At 71.6% G+C, this 15,759-nt stretch carries 19 protein-coding genes and 1 pseudogene; 6 read left to right on the top strand and 14 right to left on the bottom strand.

What is annotated here, in order from left to right; genetic code table 11:
* Complete coding sequence (locus tag JKJ07_RS09790; RefSeq protein ID WP_202991085.1) at nt 1-420, bottom strand: hypothetical protein; 420 nt, start codon at nt 418-420, stop codon at nt 1-3.
* Nucleotides 421-619: 199 nt separating this feature from the next.
* Between JKJ07_RS09790 and JKJ07_RS09785 the strand changes: the two genes are divergently transcribed.
* The gene (locus JKJ07_RS09785; RefSeq protein ID WP_202991083.1) at nt 620-1,657 is read left to right on the top strand and encodes a PKD domain-containing protein; all 1,038 of its coding nucleotides are present in this window, start codon (nt 620-622) and stop codon (nt 1,655-1,657) included.
* Here the strand turns inward: JKJ07_RS09785 and JKJ07_RS09780 are convergent.
* The 10 genes and pseudogenes from JKJ07_RS09780 to mtfM form a co-directional block, all read right to left on the bottom strand.
* Complete coding sequence (locus JKJ07_RS09780) at nt 1,654-2,538, bottom strand: alpha/beta fold hydrolase (protein WP_202991081.1); 885 nt, start codon at nt 2,536-2,538, stop codon at nt 1,654-1,656. The two genes, JKJ07_RS09785 and JKJ07_RS09780, sit on opposite strands and share 4 nt — an antisense overlap.
* A complete protein-coding gene (locus tag JKJ07_RS09775) occupies nt 2,535-2,849 on the bottom strand; it encodes a DUF2516 family protein (RefSeq protein WP_202991079.1) in 315 nt (104 codons plus the stop codon). Before JKJ07_RS09775 ends, JKJ07_RS09780 begins: the two co-directional genes overlap by 4 nt.
* Nucleotides 2,850-2,915: 66 nt before the next feature.
* Nucleotides 2,916-3,386 carry a hypothetical protein gene (locus tag JKJ07_RS09770; RefSeq protein WP_202991077.1) on the bottom strand — a complete coding sequence of 157 codons (471 nt, stop codon included), beginning with the start codon at nt 3,384-3,386 and terminating at the stop codon, nt 2,916-2,918.
* Nucleotides 3,387-3,406: 20 nt separating this feature from the next.
* A pseudogene (locus tag JKJ07_RS09765) lies at nt 3,407-3,781 on the bottom strand (helix-turn-helix domain-containing protein); the annotation flags it as partial.
* Between the two features lie 84 nt (nt 3,782-3,865).
* Complete coding sequence (locus tag JKJ07_RS09760) at nt 3,866-4,768, bottom strand: asparaginase (protein WP_202991073.1); 903 nt, start codon at nt 4,766-4,768, stop codon at nt 3,866-3,868.
* Entirely contained in the window at nt 4,765-5,598 is an 834-nt protein-coding gene (locus JKJ07_RS09755; protein ID WP_202991071.1) for a beta-keto acid cleavage family enzyme, read from the bottom strand. The genes JKJ07_RS09760 and JKJ07_RS09755 overlap by 4 nt, the downstream gene beginning before the upstream one ends.
* A 10-nt stretch (nt 5,599-5,608) precedes the next feature.
* A complete protein-coding gene (gene ygfZ, locus JKJ07_RS09750) occupies nt 5,609-6,643 on the bottom strand; it encodes a CAF17-like 4Fe-4S cluster assembly/insertion protein YgfZ (RefSeq protein ID WP_202991069.1) in 1,035 nt (344 codons plus the stop codon).
* 1 nt (nt 6,644) lies between these two features.
* Nucleotides 6,645-7,040 carry a Fur family transcriptional regulator gene (locus JKJ07_RS09745; protein WP_133876919.1) on the bottom strand — a complete coding sequence of 132 codons (396 nt, stop codon included), beginning with the start codon at nt 7,038-7,040 and terminating at the stop codon, nt 6,645-6,647.
* 49 nt (nt 7,041-7,089) lie between these two features.
* Nucleotides 7,090-7,692, bottom strand: a complete 603-nt coding sequence (locus JKJ07_RS09740; RefSeq protein ID WP_202991067.1) for a heme-binding beta-barrel domain-containing protein — start codon at nt 7,690-7,692, stop codon at nt 7,090-7,092.
* A complete protein-coding gene (mtfM, locus tag JKJ07_RS51070) occupies nt 7,689-7,793 on the bottom strand; it encodes a small membrane protein MtfM (protein ID WP_268919125.1) in 105 nt (34 codons plus the stop codon). The genes JKJ07_RS09740 and mtfM overlap by 4 nt, the downstream gene beginning before the upstream one ends.
* 14 nt (nt 7,794-7,807) lie before the next feature.
* On the opposite strand from mtfM, the gene JKJ07_RS09735 reads away from it, so the two are divergent.
* The gene (locus JKJ07_RS09735) at nt 7,808-8,182 is read left to right on the top strand and encodes a DsrE family protein (RefSeq protein WP_202991065.1); all 375 of its coding nucleotides are present in this window, start codon (nt 7,808-7,810) and stop codon (nt 8,180-8,182) included.
* Here the strand turns inward: JKJ07_RS09735 and JKJ07_RS09730 are convergent.
* Together JKJ07_RS09730 and JKJ07_RS09725 are read right to left on the bottom strand one after the other, a co-directional pair.
* Nucleotides 8,176-9,045, bottom strand: coding sequence for a hypothetical protein (locus JKJ07_RS09730; RefSeq protein ID WP_202991063.1), 870 nt, complete (start codon nt 9,043-9,045; stop codon nt 8,176-8,178). The two genes, JKJ07_RS09735 and JKJ07_RS09730, sit on opposite strands and share 7 nt — an antisense overlap.
* Before the next feature lie 477 nt (nt 9,046-9,522).
* Entirely contained in the window at nt 9,523-11,511 is a 1,989-nt protein-coding gene (locus JKJ07_RS09725) for an ATP-dependent DNA helicase (RefSeq protein WP_498370750.1), read from the bottom strand.
* A 112-nt stretch (nt 11,512-11,623) separates the two neighbouring features.
* On the opposite strand from JKJ07_RS09725, the gene JKJ07_RS09720 reads away from it, so the two are divergent.
* Nucleotides 11,624-12,130: a DUF402 domain-containing protein gene (locus tag JKJ07_RS09720; protein ID WP_202991061.1), complete on the top strand. Its 507-nt coding sequence runs from the start codon at nt 11,624-11,626 to the stop codon at nt 12,128-12,130.
* On the opposite strand, the gene sigJ is transcribed toward JKJ07_RS09720, so the two are convergent.
* Entirely contained in the window at nt 12,110-12,976 is an 867-nt protein-coding gene (gene sigJ / locus JKJ07_RS09715) for an RNA polymerase sigma factor SigJ (RefSeq protein WP_202991059.1), read from the bottom strand. The two genes, JKJ07_RS09720 and sigJ, sit on opposite strands and share 21 nt — an antisense overlap.
* Nucleotides 12,977-13,065: 89 nt before the next feature.
* Here sigJ and JKJ07_RS09710 point away from each other — a divergent pair, with 89 nt between their 5' ends.
* From JKJ07_RS09710 to JKJ07_RS09700, 3 genes are all read left to right on the top strand, one after another.
* Nucleotides 13,066-14,028, top strand: coding sequence for a PI-PLC domain-containing protein (locus JKJ07_RS09710; protein WP_307834194.1), 963 nt, complete (start codon nt 13,066-13,068; stop codon nt 14,026-14,028).
* 79 nt (nt 14,029-14,107) lie between these two features.
* Nucleotides 14,108-14,734 (top strand): DUF47 domain-containing protein, encoded by a 627-nt coding sequence (locus JKJ07_RS09705; RefSeq protein ID WP_202991783.1) that lies wholly within the window; start codon nt 14,108-14,110, stop codon nt 14,732-14,734.
* A 3-nt stretch (nt 14,735-14,737) separates the two neighbouring features.
* Nucleotides 14,738-15,751, top strand: a complete 1,014-nt coding sequence (locus tag JKJ07_RS09700; RefSeq protein WP_202991057.1) for an inorganic phosphate transporter — start codon at nt 14,738-14,740, stop codon at nt 15,749-15,751.
* Nucleotides 15,752-15,759 lie beyond the last annotated feature (8 nt).

The raw sequence follows: 15,759 nt of genomic DNA, 5'->3' as shown, positions 1-15,759 counted from the left end.
TCACGGATTGGTGGACGACGACTCCGGCGACGGGGGCTCCCACGAGGGCGGGTCCCAGCTGGGCGGCGTGCTGATCTCGGTCGGGGTGGGGACGGGCGGCTGGTTCAGCGGCGGGAGGTCCTCGGTCGGGCTCGTGGACGACGGTGTGGGGGACGGCGTCAGTGTGGGTGGGGCCGTCGTGGGTATCGCGGAAGCCGACGGCGCGGTGGTGATGGGACCGGGGGCGCTGACCGAGGCCGCGGGGACGGCCGGACGGTTGGGCCGGGCCGTGTAGCGGACGGCTACCGGCTCTCTCTTGGTCGAGACCGGGGCGGCGCCGAGGGCACCCTCGCCGCCGGGAACGCCCACTGCAGCGGGGCGCTTGACCGGGGTGGCGAGGGTCCAGCCGACCGTGACGGCGATCGGCAGGCCGAACGCCACGAGTCCGACAAAGACTGATTTAGGGGAAAGCCGCACGTTCTAGACAACGTGCCGAGAGCCGAAAAAGGTTACGGCTCAGCGCGAAGAACGGGCTTGATCAATGGGCCGCCGCACCGGTATTGTCCGCTGGCTCCCCTCTCTGTCTTCGAAGGGGAGGCAGATCAACGGGGGACAGATGAGACTCGTTTACCGTCGCGCTTTGCCCGCCCTTCTCACCTCGGTCCTCACCGCCGGCGTGGTCGGTCTGGGCGCGCCCGCCATGGCCGCCGGCGCGGCTCCGACCGGCACATACGCCCTGGACAGCACGGCGATCTGGCCCGGCCAGACGGTGACGCTGACCCAGAGCGCCCTCGCCGACGACGACACCGAGCCCGCCGCGATCGGCCGGGTCATCAACTGGGGCGACGGCACCGCGGCGCAGACCGCGGCGGCCGGCGAGACCAGCTGGACCCACACGTACGCCGCGGTCGGCACCTTCACGGTGGCGGTCACGCTCAACGACGGCACCGTCGAGGGCCCGGGCACGCTGACCCCGGCCGCCGTCGGGGTGGCCGCGCCGACCGGCAACCTGGGCTGGCAGAAGAGCACGATCTACACCAACACGTACGTCTCCGGTGGCGTCGAGCACGACTACCAGGTCGAGGGCGTCTTCACCCCCTCCGCCCTGCCCGCGACCGCCTCCCAGGTCTGGACCGAGTGGGGCGACGGCGAGTTCACGCTGCTGCGCGAGGGCTCGACGTCGACGCAGGTCCCGCACTACTTCGAGCACGGCACCTTCACGCCGAAGGTCGAGTTCACCAACGACAAGGGCAAGGCGGCCCGCAACGCGTCGCCGCTCAACGTCGCGTACGACAAGACGGCCCCGCGGGTCGCGGTGAAGTTCCCGGCCAGCCCGAACAAGGCGAGCTCGTGGACCACGGTCCGGGGCACGGCCAGCGACGCGCAGGCCGGGGTCGACTACGTCAGCATCATCCTGCTGAAGTGGACCGACGCCGCCGGCATGTACATGTACAACTTCGACACCAAGAAGTGGTTCAAGTACACCGGTCAGGCGCTGAGCTCGCTGCCCGCCGGCGTCGAGGACCGCGCGCCGGTCACCTCGGCCGGCGCCTGGGCGTCGCGGTCGGTGGCCGGGCTGTCCAAGGGCTGGCACTTCGAGATCTGGCCGATGGCGATCGACAAGGTCGCCAACTGGAGCAGCGAGGACTACTTCGTCCCGGTCTGGCTCGCCAGTTAGGAATTCAGAAACGTAGAAATACGCGTACGAAGCTCCGCCCGGTTGTTCCACAGAACAGCCGGGCGTTCGTATATGTGCAGCTCGGCCCCCGGCAGCAGCCCGGCCAGCCGCTCGGCCCAGGCCACCGGGTGCACCTCGTCGCCCAGGCAGCCGAGCACCAGCGCCCGCCCCCGGAAGGCCCGCAGGGCCGACTCGTCGGGCACCGCGGGCTCGTGCCACAGCGTCGTCAGCTCGGAGGCCAGGCCGTCACGCTGCAACTGCTCGACCCGCTGGCGCAGGAAGCTCCACCCGGTCGGCGTGTTGCGCACCGAGGGCGGCAGCTCCGCCTCGACGGCCGCCGCGATCGACGCCGCCTCGCCCGACTCGACCGCGGCCAGCAGCCTCTCGACGCGGGCCTCGGCGGCCGCGGGCCGGGTGCCGTCGAGCGGCGCGGGCAGATAGAAGACGACCCGCTCGAACCGGTCGGGCGTGTCGCCGATCAGCCGGGCCAGGGCGCCCGCGCCCATGCTGACCCCGAGCGCCCGGGTGGCGCCGGTCAGGTCGGCCACGCCGCGCAGGTCGTCGGCCAGGTCGGCGAAGCTCCACGGGCCGACCGGGGCGTCGGAGCGGCCATGCCCGCGGAAGTGAAAGAACACCCGGCGGCCGGTGACCGCGCTGCCCAGCGGGCGGGTGCCGGAGATGTCGCCGCCCAGCCCGTGCGCGAAGACGGTGACGGGCTCGCCGATCCCGGTGATCAACTGCTCCAGGCGTACGCCGGAAGGGGTGGAAATGAGCTCGGTCGGCGGGCCGGGCAGGGTCGGGCGGCCCGAGCGCGGCCCGGTCGGGTCGGCACGATGCAGGCGGGGCCCGCCATCGGGTGGCGGCGGGCCGAACCGCCTCACCAGAAGCCTTTGCCGTCCGACAGGTCCTTCAGGCCGGGCCGGACGTCGAGCAGATAGATCAGGGCGGCGGCGATGCCGATCAGACCGAAGATGCCGATCGCGCTCTGCAGCAGCAGGGTCAGCACGATGCAGATGGCGAGGATCGCCGCCCACGCACCCTTGGGCAGGGTGCCGATGGCCTGGAAACCGTCGCCCTTCTGGGTCAGGCAGTGGATCAGCGCGACCGCCTGGACGACCAGCGAAAGGATGAGGACGAGCAGGTTGAGGTAGCCGACGACATCGGCGTAGAAGATCGGCGCGGAGGAGGCCATGAGGGAAAGTCTATGCCGCGGGGCCCAGCAGATGCCGGGCCCCGCTGATCATGTCGTGCCGGGTTGTCACTTGGAAGCGGCGCGCTTGCGGGGCTTGGGGGTCGCAGCGGGCTTCTCGTCGGCCGTCTCGACGACCTTGTCGGCGGCCTCGATGGCGGCCGGCTCCTCGGTCTTCTCGATGTCGGCGTTGACCACGTCGGCGGCCTCGACGACGCCGGTGCCGACGACGCGCTCGCCCCGGGCGACCAGCGCGGTGTACGCCGCGACGGCGCGGTCCTGGGCGATCTGGGCGAACGAGGTGGCCACGCTGGCCGCGTTGCCCCGGAGCGCCTCGAAGTCGGTGGTGGAGGCCTTGTCGCGCAGCTCGGCGGCCTTGGTGCCGGCCTGCTCGTTGTAGGTGCGGAGCGAGGCGGCGGCGCGCTCGCTGAGGTCGTTGATCACGGCGGGCAGCTTGCGCAGCTGCTCGACGGCGATGTCACCGGCGCCGGCCGCGGCGTAGAGCGGGGCGGGGAAGCGGGTCTTGGTCTGCTCGGTCATTTCTGCTCCTCGGGAGTCGGAGTGGTGGCTTCGGCGGAGTCCTGCTTGGTGCGCGCGTTCTCGTTGCGGAACGTCTCGTAGATCTGGGACAGCGTCTGCTTCTGCGCGATCGTCAGCTCGGGATCGGCGGCGACCGCGGCCAGCACACCCTGCTGCCCCTCGCTGTCGAGCAGGCCGGCCCGCAAATACATCGCGGGCGTCGACACCCGCAGCGCGCTGGCGATCTGCTGCAGCACCTCGGCACTGGGCTTGCGCAGGCCACGCTCGATCTGGCTGAGATACGGGTTGCTCACGCCCGCCCGGTCGGCGAGCTGGCGCAGCGAGATCTTCGCGGTCTGCCGGAGGTCACGGATGAAACCGCCGATGTCCTCAGGCAGATCCTTGGGTGTGGCCATGCATTCGAAGCTAGCCCCGGGTGCTAGCTCTTGCAAGCAAAACGCTAACTCCAGCTAGCGTGAAACGAGTCACCCGTAGGGGTCCTACCTGGGTCTGACCTGCCCTACCGGCTCTCCCCCACCCAGGACCAGCTCCTCCATCAGCGGCACGCTCACGCCGAGTTTACGCAGCTCGGCGAGGAGAACCGGGGTGCGCGCCCGCATCCCGCCGTCGTCGATCTTGAGGGCCACCGCGCCCACGGCGGGCACGGCGACCGCCACCACGCCCTCGGCCCCGCCCTTGGCCAGCAGGCCCGGCACGGCCGCCATCAGCACGGTGTCGTCGGCCCCGGTGCCCGCCACCAGCTCGGGATGGGCCCGCATCTCGTCGGCCACCCGGCGCTCGGGACTGCCCGGCTCGGCCGCGACCAGCCGCTCGAACGCGCGCGCGAGCCCGGTCAGCGACAGGGCCAGCACGGGCGCGCCACAGCCGTCGACGCCGGTCGCCGTGATCCGCTCGCCGGCCAGGTCGGCGACCGCGTCGGCGATCGCCACCTGCAGCGGGTGCGCCGCCTCGCGATACGTCTCGAGCGGCCAGTCGTTGGCCACGCAGGTCGCGAGCATGCCGGCGTGCTTGCCCGAGCAGTTCATCAGCACCCGTTCGGGGCCGCCGCCCGCGCGCAGCCAGTCGTCGCGGGCGTTCTCGTTCAGCGGCAACGACGCAGGGCAGCGCAGGGCGCGGACGTCGAGGCCGGCCGACGTGAGGATCTCGCGAACCCGCTGCACGTGGAACGGCTCGCCGAAGTGGCTGCCGCTGATCAGGGCAAGGTCGGCGCCGTCGCGCGGCACGAGACCGGCCCGGAGCATGCCGACCGTCTGGAGCGGCTTGTTCGACGAGCGCGGGAAGATCGGGGTCGTCACGTCGCCCCGGCTGCCGCCGCTGGAGAAGACCGAACCGTGGTGCACGCTCTCGACGAAGCCCGAGCGCACCACCTCCGCGATGATCATCGGGCCGGCACGCCGAGCAGCTCACGGGCCTCGGCCGCGGTCAGCGGCGGGCGCTGGGCCAGCTGCGCGAAGCCGACGGCCCGGGCCACGAGCTGCATGTTCGACTCGACCGGGCGGCCCTTGGCGTACGTGATGGTGTCTTCCAGCCCGACCCGCAGGTGCCCGCCCGTGCTCAGCGAGGCCAGCATGACCGGGATGGTGCCGCGCCCGATCCCGGTGGCCGAGAACGTCGTGCCCTCGGGCAGGTCACGCAGGGCCTGCTCGCACGCGACGAGCGCGGCCGCGGTGGCCGGCATCCCGCCCGGCACCCCCATCACCAGGTCGACGTGCACGTGCCCGCCGAAGGGCAGCCCGTGCTTGCCCAGCAGCCGCTGCAGCGACGTCAGCTGACCCAGGTCGAAGATCTCGTATTCCGGCACGATGCCGCGCTCCTGCATGCGGAAGTGCAGGTCGACGATGAACTCCCAGCGGTTCATGAACACGTCGTCGCCGAAGTTGACCGTGCCCATCGTGCAGGAGGCCATCTCGGGCCCGGCGTCGAGCACGGCCAGCCGGTCGGACTCCGGATCGGTGACCGCGCCGCCCGAGGAGAGCTGCACGATCAGGCCGGTCGACTCGCGCAGCGCGCTCACGGTGGCTCGCAGCCGGCCCTGGTCGAGGGTCGGCCGGGCCTCGGCGTCCCGGATGTGGACGTGGATGATGGCGGCGCCCAGCGCTTCGCACTCCTTGGCGGTGGCCACGAGTTCGTCGAGCGTGACGGGCAGCGCGGGCACGTCGGCCTTGCTGCTTTCGGCGCCGGTCGGAGCAACAGTGATCACGGTCCCGGTCATGGCTGTGACCTTAGTGTTCGTCGACCGCCACCGCTGAATCGCCCACCGTCAGCCCGTCGGTGGCGGTGCGCTTGAGCACGGCGAGGGCGATGAGACCCAGCTCGTGGTGGCGCACGGCGGTGCCGATGAAGCCGACCTCGCGCCCCTCGCGCACCACCGGGGTGCCCTTGACCGGCGGCTGGTCGGTGGCGATGCCGTCGAAATGCAGCAGGGCGAGGCGGCGGGGCGGGCGGCCGAGATGGTGCACGCGGGCCACCGTCTCCTGCCCGCGATAGCAGCCCTTGTCGAGATGCACGGCGGCCGCCAGGAACTCGGCCTCGGCCGGGATCGTGCGGTGGTCGGTCTCCCAGCCCAGCCGGGGGGTGTGCCGCTCGACCCGGAGCGCCTCGTAGGCCCACAGCCCGGCCAGGGGGACGCCGAGCTTCTCGATCACCGCCGTCTTCTCCGAGCGGGGCACGAGCAGGTCGATCCCGAGCGGCACCCGGCGAGCAAGACCAAAATCGGTTTCCCGTACGGCGTAGAGGCTGGTCGATCCGGGCGGGACATCGCCGGCGGCGAACTTGGCGCCCGGCACCGTGTTGACCTTCGGCTCGGCCAGGCCGGGGATGACGTCGGCCGCGCCCGGGCCCACGAGGGACAGCACGGCCAGTTCCGCCGTGGCGTCCCGCGGCTCGACGCGCGTGAAGAAGCGCATCATCTCGAGGTATTTGAGCAGGCCCGCGCCCGCGCCCGGTTCGGTGTCGAGCCACGTGGTCGTGCCGTCCTCGGTCACCATCGCGTGCTGCTCGACGTGGCCGTTCGGCGAGAGGACCAGCAGCTCGGTGCCCTGCCCGGCCGACAGGCCGGACAGATGCTGAGTGGTCAGCGTGTGCAGCCAGGAGGCGCGCTCCTCGCCCGGCACGGCGATCACGTCACGGTTCGATCGGTCGACCAGACCCACGGCGGTGGCCAGCGTGCGCTGCTCGCGCATCGGGTCGCCGTAGTGCGCCGGCACCCCGGCGTCGGCGGACGAGGGGTCCAGGTCCTCGACCATCACCACGGTCATCTCACAGCTCCTTGCAGTCACCGCAAACGCCGAAGAGCGACACGTGCCCCACGTCGACGCGGAAGTCGCGCTCGCTCAGCAGCCGGTCGGTCACCGGCTCCATCACACTCGGGTCTACCTCACTGATCGACCCACATCCACGGCAGACGAGGTGAACGTGCTGATCCTCACCCGCCGCGTGATAGGTCGGCGACCCGTGCGACAGGTGCGTGTGGTTGACCAGCCCGAGCTCCTCGAGCAGCTCGAGGGTGCGATAGACGGTGGTGATGTTGACCCCGGCGGCGCGTTCGCGCACATGGTTGTGCACCTGCTCGGGGGTGGCGTGACCCAGCTCGTGCACCGCCTCCAGGATCAGCTGGCGCTGCGGGGTGAGCCGCAGGCCACGCTCGCGGAGCATGGCGGCAAGGGCGGAGGCGGACACGCAGCCAAGATTACGCCCTCTGTGCTCAGCCGCCGACCCTGAGCAGTCGCGCCGACATGTGCGGCTTGATCTCGCTCTTGTCGATCGACACGAACTGGGCGTAGAGCAGCGCACCGTCGACGATGCCGAAGATCCGCTGCGAGCCGGTGAGGTGCTGACCGGTGGGGGTGTAGGCGATCGCGTCGGCCTCGATCTCGAGCCGGGTGGGGCCGATGGTCTTGCCGACGTAAATCTCGGCGACCCCGTCCGGGTTGACCATGACGGCTTCCATCTCGTCGGTCGCACGGCCGTCGTCGAGCACCGGACGCCAGAAGCCCGACTCGACCGACCACTCGCCGATCGGCTTCGACTCGTCGTCGAGCAGCCACGAGCGCGACTCGAACCGCAGGAACGGCCGGCCGTCGTGGCTGATCCGCACCTCCTGCGCGAAGTCGTAGTCCTTCTCGGCCGGGAACCCGCCCTGGCCGCGGCCGCGCCACAGCCCGACGAAGGGCAGCAGGCCGAGCAGCGCCGGGTTGAGGTCGGCGCCCTGCCGCAGGTCGTGGGTGTCCTCGTACGGATAAGGGTCGACCGGTGGGGCGTTGAGCCAGGGCGGTGGGCCCAGCGGATTCTCCTGCTGATCGCTCACCAACGCCCCCTCGAAACCCGCATCGCCAGATAGCCGAACCCGCCCGCCAGCGCGCCGAGACCGGCGACCAGCAGGCTCACGAACCCGATTTCCGTAACCATGACCGGGCCATCTTATGCTGGCCGCCATGACACGCTTGCTGGTCGTCAAGGCAACCGCGGGCGCGGACGCGCCGGAGCGCTGCTCGCAGGCATTCACCGTGGCCAGCACGGCCGTTTCGTCCGGGGTGGACGTCTCGTTCTGGCTCACCGGCGAGTCGACCTGGTTCGCCCTGCCCGGCCGGGCCGCCGAGTTCGACCTGCCGCACGCGGCGCCGCTGCCCGACCTGCTCGACCTGCTGCTCACGGCGGGCCGGGTGACGGCCTGCACCCAGTGCGCGGCCCGCCGCGACATCACGCCCGACAAGGTGCTGCCCGGCATCCGCATCGCCGGCGCGGCCGTCTTCGTCGAGGAGATCATGTCGGACGGCGCGCAGGCCCTCGTCTACTGACAGGGGGTGCTGACCACCACGCGCAGCTTGTCGGCCGGCGAGGGCAGCACCAGCACGGAATCGGCGCCGCTGCGATACGCGTACGCCCCGGCGTCGGTGCTGACGAGCGTGGCCTCCCCCGCGAGCTTGCGCATCCGTCCGGCCAGATCGTCAGTCTTGGGCACACCTTCCAGCACGTACGACCCGGCGACGGCGCCCGAGGGGCAGGTGACGGCGCGCGCCCGCGGCTCCGTCCGGCCCGCGGTCAGGCCCCGCAGCACATCGCCCAGCGCAGCCGGCGCGGACGGGGTGGCCGGGTCGGCGCTCTCCGGCGTCCTGCCGTCGATCGGCCGGCACCCGGTCGTCAGCCGCAGCGAGAACACCTGACCGGTCGACTCGGTGGCCGTGTCGATGCCGATGAAGTTGCCCGCGTCGGCGTGCAGCGAGACCCGCGTGCCGCCGCGCTCCTCGGTCACGTCGGCCGCCCAACCCGGGGGCAGCCGATCGGCGATGGCCCGGACGGCCTCGGCCGTGCCCCCGGTGGGCACCAGCACCGTGACGTTGCGGGCGGCGACCAGGCCCGATCGCGCCGGGGTGATCCGGCATTCCTTCGTGAGCTCGAGCGCACCCAGCTCGACGGCCCGCCCGTCGCCCCCGGCCGCGGCGTAGACCACGCCGGCCGCCTGCTGCAGGTCGGCCACCGCGAGCTTGAGGTCACGCTGCTCGGGCACGGTGGCCCGCTCGTGCCCGACCGACCAGACGGCAAGCACCGACACGACCACGATCCAGGCCGCGACGACCCCGCCCAGCAGCCAGCGCCGCTTCCGGCGCGTCGGCTCGGCCGCCGACCGGCTCACTCGCTCCGGCGCCGTCACGGCAGCCATGGTGTCACGCTCGGTCTTCAGCCTCCGCGCAGGGCGGCGAGCCTGCCGCACGCTTCTTGGTTGTTGCGCGTTAGTTGTTGCGCGTTGGTTGTTGCGCGTTAGTTGTTGCGCGTTGGTTGTTGCGCGCAACCATTTACGCACGTCGCCGTGGCGCGATGAGCGCCCTGGACGCGCCAGCGGCCAGCTCATCGCGTCGCGGTCCCCGCGGGAGCGACGGTCCGTCACCCACCACCCCGCTCGGACATCGGCTTTGATCTTGGCCTTGGCCTTGGGAGACGGACCGGCGCGAATGCGAATCGGTGCGGCGGGCGGCTCACCGCAGGCCGGCGTATTCGGCCGCGGCCAGGAACCGGTCGATCATGTCGGCGATGCCCGGGGTGACTCGCGGGCCGGCACCTCAGCCGCGACCCCAGACGTGCGGGGAGTAGGGCGCGTTGCCGTCGACGAGGAACACGCAGGCGATCTGGCGCATCGGGCTCACTTTCCGGCCAGGCGTTGCAGGGCGCCCAGGGCAACGTCGGGGCGGGTCGTGTACCAGAACGGGGGCAACGACTTGCGCAGGAAGGCGCCGTAACCGCGGGCCGTCTCGAGGCGGGAGTCGAGCACGGCGACCACGCCCTTGTCGCCCGTCGAGCGGATCAGGCGGCCGACGCCCTGGGCGAGCCGGACGGCCGCGATCGGCACGCTGACCGACGCGAAGCCGGACCCGCCGTTCGCGTCGACCGCGGCCGCCCGGGCCGCGGCCAGGGGCTCGTCGGGGCGGGGGAAGGGCAGCCGGTCGATCACGACGAGCTGGCAGGCGTCGCCCGGCACGTCGACGCCCTGCCAGAGCGACATGACGCCGAACAGGCAGCTCGCCTTGTCCTCCTTGAACCGGCGGACCAGGACCGGCAGCGACTCCTCGCCCTGCAGCAGGATCGGCAGGTCGGTGCGGGCGCGCAGCAGCTCGGCGGCCTGGGTGGCGGCCCGGCGCGACGAGAACAGGCCCAGCGTACGGCCGCCCAGCGCCTCGACCAGCTTGACCAGCTCCTCCCCCGCACCCGCGGGCAGGCCGGACATCTGCGGGCGGGGCAGGTGGGCCGCGACGTAGAGGATGCCCTGGCGCGGATAGTCGAACGGGGAGCCGACGTCGAGCGACGTCCAGCCGTCGCCGGAGGCGGGCGACTGCGGGTCGGCCGGCGGGGCGGTCGAGGCGGCGGGCAGGCCGAGCGAGCGGGCCACCGTGTCGAACCGGCCGCCCAGCGTCAGCGTGGCCGAGGTCGCCACCACCGTACGGTCCGTGTAGAGGCCCTGGGCCAGCGTGCCGGCCACCGAGAGCGGGGCCACGACGAGCGCGCGGCGCCCGCTGCCGGTGTCGGACTTCTCGACCCAGGCCACGTCGAAGTCGGACTCCTCGAGCAGCCGCTGCGCCGTGTCGTTGAGGTCGTCCAGGGCGGCCTTGGCCTGCTGCTTGCGGACGGGGTCGGGGTCGTCGCTCTTGACGTCGCCGATCGCCGTGAGCCCGGCCCGGGTGGCCGACTCGATCAGCGTGACGGCCTGCTGCAGCAGCTCGGGCAGGCCCGCGGTGATGCGGCCGGCGGGCGTCTCGGCCAGGCCCACGGTCAGCGCGTCGGCCGCCTCGGCCAGCGACTCGGCGGCCGCGGGCGGGATCAGCGTGCGGGCGCGGCGGGACGAGCGCTCGATCGCGTCGGGGGTCAGCTCGGCCTGCGAGGCGGAGGAGACGCGGTCGGCCAGCTCGTGCGCCTCGTCGATGATCAGCAGCTTATGCGGGGGCACGATGTGCCGCTCGGCCAGCATGTCGACCGCGAGCAGGCTGTGGTTGGTGACGACGAGGTCGGCCTCGCGGGCCCGGGCGCGCGACGCCTCGGCGAAGCATTCCGGCCCGTACGGGCATCGCTGGGCCCCGACGCAGTCGCGCGCGGGCATCGAGACCTGCCGCCAGGCCGTGTCGTCGACGCCGGGGTCGAGCTCGTCACGGTCGCCGGTCTTGGTCTTCTCGGCCCAGGCCTGCAGCCGCTGGATCTGCTTGCCGAGCCGGCCCGCCTCGCCGAGCCACTGGGTCTGCTTGGGCGGCGCGTCGTCGAAGAGCGTGTCGGTCGGCGCTTCTTCATCGGCGTGTTCCATCTTGGCCACGCAGAGGTAGTGGTGGCGGCCCTTGAGCACGGCAAAGGTGGGTTTGCGGCCGAGCACCGGCTCGACCGCCGCCGCGAGACGGGGGAGGTCGTGCTCGACCAGCTGATTCTGCAGGGCCAGGGTGGCCGTGGAGACGACCACGGGCCCGTCGACGAGCAGCGACGGGGTGAGATAGGCCAGGCTCTTGCCGGTGCCCGTGCCCGCCTGGACCAGCAGGTGCTCACGCTCACGTATCGCCTTGTCGATGGCGGCGACCATGGCCTCCTGACCCGGACGCGAAGAGCCACCGGGGACGGCGCCGACGGCGGCCTGAAGGAGTTTGTCGGCCTTAATAGCTCCGTTGGTTCTTTCTCCGGGCGACTCAGCGGTCTTCTTCGTTGCTGCGGGCACGCGCAGACGGTACCCGCCACCACCGACAGAAGCCGACCACCGTTAGGGTTCTCGCATGCCGAGTGACACGGTCCGGGTCGTCTACACGAAGTACGACGGTTCGGCCCATCGGGACTACCCAGCCCGCCGTTTCGACGAGGACGAGCTGGGCGTGTGGGTGGGCGTGACCCGCGGCACCGAGTCGGTCTACCACGGCCGCCCGTCGGTCGAGCAGATCCCGTTCGTGCTGCTCATCCCCCATCACACGTGGTGGACGGGCATGTTCAACCCGCAGCCGCGCACCAGTGAGGTCTACTGCGACATCACCACCCCGGCGCGCTGGGAGGGCGACACCGTCCACATCATCGACCTCGACCTCGACGTGGTCCGGCGCCGCTCGACGGGCCTGGTCGAGCTGCGCGACGAGGACGAGTTCGAGGAGCACCGCACGCAGTTCGGCTACCCCGACGATCTCGTCCGCGAGGCCCGCGCGGCGGCCGACGAGCTGCTGGTGGCGCTGGGCGACGGCCGCGAGCCGTTCGCCACGAAATACCACCAATATCTACAGAAGGTCGCTGACTAGGAGCTTCGCCGGGTTGAGCTGCTGGAAGAGCCCGGTGATGCGGCCGTCGGCGACGGTCACGCCGAGCGCGCCGTAGACAGTGTCGCCCCGCACGAAGATGCCGGCGGTGCCGTTGATCAGGGCCGGCTCGAGCACGGCCCCGGCCATCCGGCTGCCGTGCGCGATCCCGACGAAGAAGCGGGACACCTTGTCGGCGCCGACGATCGGGCGCAGCGCGGTGCTGGTGAAGCCGCCACCGTCGCTGATCGACACCACGTCGGGCGCGAGCACCGAGGCCAGCGCGGCCATGTCGCCGTTGTTCACGGCCTCGAGGAACGCGGCCAGCACGCTGCGCTGCTCGGCCAGGCCGGCGTTGTGCCGCACGCTGCCGTCGGCGGCCGCCTTGCGCCCGCGGGAGGCGTGCTGCCGGGCGGTCGCCTCGGTCGTGCCCAGCACCCGGGCCACCTCGTCGTAGGGCACCGCGAAGGCGTCGTGCAGCACCAGCGCCACCCGCTGCTCGGGGCTGAGCCGCTCGAGCACGACGAGCAGGGCCAGGCCGACCTGGTCGCGCTGCTCGGCCTGGGCGGCCGGGCCGACGTCGGGGTCCACGAAGTACTCCGGGAGCCACATGCCGGTGTACGCCTCGCGCGACACGCGGGACGACTTGAGGACGTCGAGGCAGAGCCGGCCGGTGACGGTGGTGAGCCAGCCGCGCAGATCACGAATCTCCTGATCACCGGCGCGCGTGTAGCGCAACCAGGCCTCCTGCACCACGTCCTGCGCCTCGGCGACGCTGCCGAGCATCCGATAGGCAACGGCGACGAGGTGGCTTCGCTCGGCCTCGAAGGCCTCGGCGGAGGACGGCATGAGGGAATTCTGCGCGACATTGCCCGGGGCCGGGTAGCACTTGTGACACAGTAGAGAACGGATTTTTGGTACGAATCGGATGGTGCGCAGTGAACGACGGGCTGATGATCGCGGGCGGCCTCGCCGGTGCGGCGGGGGTGGCCGGCCTGGTCGCGGCCGGAATCTCGCTGTCCCGCCGCAAGGGCTCCTACCTGGCCGCCGCGCACGCGCTGGCCCGGCCGGGCGACGTCGACCCGCTGCCCGCGGTGCTCCGGCGGGGACTGGGCGGGCTCACCGTGCCGGTCACTCCCGGCCCACGCGGCGAGCTGTTCCTCGGCCCGGGCGCGCCGCAACCGGGGCGGACGTTGCGCCGCCTCGTGCTGACCCCGCTGCTGGCGCGGGCCCGCGGCCACGGCGGCCGGCTCGCCCGCGACCAGGAGGTGCCGTTCCGGCTCGTCGTCGAGTTCACCGGCGCCGTCCGCGACGCCGAGACGCTCTTGCGGGCGTACCGGATGCTCGACCAGCAGCTGCGGGATCACGCCGCGCTGCTCAGCCGCTGCGAGGACGACTACCTGACGCCGGGCGCGGTCACCGTGTCGGTGACGGGCATCGTCGACGTGCGGGAGCTGCTCGCGACCCAGGACGTGCGATACGTGTTCGCCGAGGGCTCGTTCGACGACCTCGGCACCCGGGCGGCGCCGGCCACGCTGGCCCCGATGATCAGCGAGCCGTGGAGCCGGCGGTTCGGCTGGGACGGGCTCGAGCCGATCCCGGCCGAGGAGCGCCACCTGCTGCACGCGCTGGTGCGGTCGGCGCACGACGACGGGCGTACGGTGCGCATCTCGGGTCTGCCCGAAGGGCCCCGCCGGGCCCGGGCGGCCATCTGGACCGAGCTCGGCGCGGCCGGGGTCGACGTCATCGCCGACCACGATCAGCGCGGACTGGCCCGCCACCTGCGCCGGCACCCGGTGAGCCGCTGGGTGGCCCGCGAACCGCTACCGGCCATGACTGCGCGCCGGCCCTCGCCCCGTCCGAACGGCCCGCGCCCAGATCGGCGACGAGAACCCGTTTAACAGGCGAACGACAGGTGAACCAGGGAAGGCCTTAGCATTCCTGGTGATCATCCCACGCCCGTCGATCGAGGTCTGTGACGTGAAGTTCTCCTTCCGCCCCGTCGAGGGCGCCTTTTACGACCTGTTCACGCAGGCCGCGAACAACCTCGTCAAGGGCACCGAGCTGCTCAACGAGCTGGCCCTGCCGGGGGTCGACGTGCAGTCGGTGAGCGACCGGCTGACCGATGTCGAGCACGACAGCGACCAGATCACGCACGATCTCTACAAGAAGATCAACTCGACGTTCATCACGCCGTTCGACCGCGAGGACATCTACTCGCTGGGCTCGCAGCTGGACGACGTGATGGATCACCTCGAGGCCGTCGGCAACTTGCTCTACCTGTACGGGCTGACCGAGCTGCCCTCGCTGCCGCGCGAGATGCACGAGCTGGTCGACGTGCTCGACCAGCAGGCCAAGATCACCGCGGACGCGATGCCCAAGCTGCGCAGCATGAAGGACCTCGACGAGTACTGGATCGAGATCAACCGGCTCGAGAACGAGGGCGACCGGGCGTACCGGATGTTGCTGGTCCGGCTCTTCTCCGGCGAGTACGACGCGCTCACCGTGCTCAAGATGAAGGAGGTGGCCGACGAGCTGGAGGCCGCCTGCGACGCGTTCGAGCACGTGGCGAACACCGTCGAGACCATCGCGGTCAAGGAGTCCTAGACCTTGTCGCCCGAGTTCTTCGCGGTCCTCGCGGTGATCATCGCCGCGATGGCCTTCGACTACACCAACGGTTTCCACGACGCGGCCAACGCGATCGCCACCAGCATCAGCACCCGGGCCCTGACCCCGCGGGTGGCGCTGGCGATGGCCGCGGTCGGCAACTTCGTGGGCGCGCACCTGGGCGGCAAGGTGGCCGAGACGGTCGGCGGCGGCCTGGTCACCCTCGAGCTCGGCATCCCCGGCCTGGCCATCGTCTTCGCCGGCGTGCTCGGCGCGATCACCTGGAACCTGATCACCTGGTATTTCGGCCTGCCCTCGAGCTCGTCACACGCGCTGTTCGGCGGGCTGGTCGGGGCCACCCTGGTCGCCGGGCCGTCGCTGGGCAAGGTCGAGTGGGCCACGATCGTCAAGAAGATCCTGGTCCCCATGGTGGCGTCGCCGCTGGTCGGCTTTCTGCTGGGCTTCATCGTGATGGTCGCGGTCATGTGGATCTTCCGCCGCGGCAACCCGGGCCGGCTCAACCGCGGCTTCCGCATCGCGCAGACCGTCTCGGCCGGGCTGATGTCGCTCGGCCACGGCATCCAGGACGCGGCCAAGACGATGGGCATCGTGGTGCTGGCGCTCTTCGTCGGCGGCTTCCAGGAAAGCACCAGCCACATCCCGTGGTGGGTCTATCTGACGACCGCGACGATGCTGGCCGCGGGCACCTACTCGGGCGGCTGGCGGATCATCCGCACGCTCGGCCGCAAGATCATCGACCTGGGCCCGGCCGAGGGCTTCGCGGCCGAGACGGTGGCCAGCTCGGTGCTCTTCTTCAACGCCTACGTGCTGGGCGCGCCCATCTCGACCACCCACACGATCACCTCGGCGATCATGGGCGTGGGCGCGACGAAGCGCCTGAACGCGGTGCGCTGGAACGTGGCCGGCAACATCGTGATCGCGTGGGTGACCACCTTCCCGGCGGCCGGCCTGATCGCCTGCTTGGCCTACTTCGCGAGCCGCCCCTTCTTCAACTAGGCCACCTC

It is taken from the genome of Paractinoplanes lichenicola (genome assembly GCF_016785085.1).
GTDB lineage: Bacteria > Actinomycetota > Actinomycetes > Mycobacteriales > Micromonosporaceae > Actinoplanes > Actinoplanes lichenicola.
Note: the sequence above shows the minus strand (reverse complement) of the source record. Positions and strands in the feature narration are given on the sequence as shown.

Coding starts and splice junctions, on each gene's coding strand:
- JKJ07_RS09775 (WP_202991079.1), bottom strand. CDS start 2,849: ATGGCCTCCTCCGCGCCGATCTTCTACGCCGATGTCGTCGGCTACCTC.
- JKJ07_RS09770 (WP_202991077.1), bottom strand. CDS start 3,386: ATGACCGAGCAGACCAAGACCCGCTTCCCCGCCCCGCTCTACGCCGCG.
- JKJ07_RS09760 (WP_202991073.1), bottom strand. CDS start 4,768: ATGATCATCGCGGAGGTGGTGCGCTCGGGCTTCGTCGAGAGCGTGCAC.
- JKJ07_RS09755 (WP_202991071.1), bottom strand. CDS start 5,598: ATGACCGGGACCGTGATCACTGTTGCTCCGACCGGCGCCGAAAGCAGC.
- ygfZ (WP_202991069.1), bottom strand. CDS start 6,643: ATGACCGTGGTGATGGTCGAGGACCTGGACCCCTCGTCCGCCGACGCC.
- JKJ07_RS09745 (WP_133876919.1), bottom strand. CDS start 7,040: ATGCTCCGCGAGCGTGGCCTGCGGCTCACCCCGCAGCGCCAGCTGATC.
- mtfM (WP_268919125.1), bottom strand. CDS start 7,793: ATGGTTACGGAAATCGGGTTCGTGAGCCTGCTGGTCGCCGGTCTCGGC.
- JKJ07_RS09735 (WP_202991065.1), top strand. CDS start 7,808: ATGCTGGCCGCCATGACACGCTTGCTGGTCGTCAAGGCAACCGCGGGC.
- JKJ07_RS09730 (WP_202991063.1), bottom strand. CDS start 9,045: ATGGCTGCCGTGACGGCGCCGGAGCGAGTGAGCCGGTCGGCGGCCGAG.
- JKJ07_RS09720 (WP_202991061.1), top strand. CDS start 11,624: ATGCCGAGTGACACGGTCCGGGTCGTCTACACGAAGTACGACGGTTCG.
- sigJ (WP_202991059.1), bottom strand. CDS start 12,976: ATGCCGTCCTCCGCCGAGGCCTTCGAGGCCGAGCGAAGCCACCTCGTC.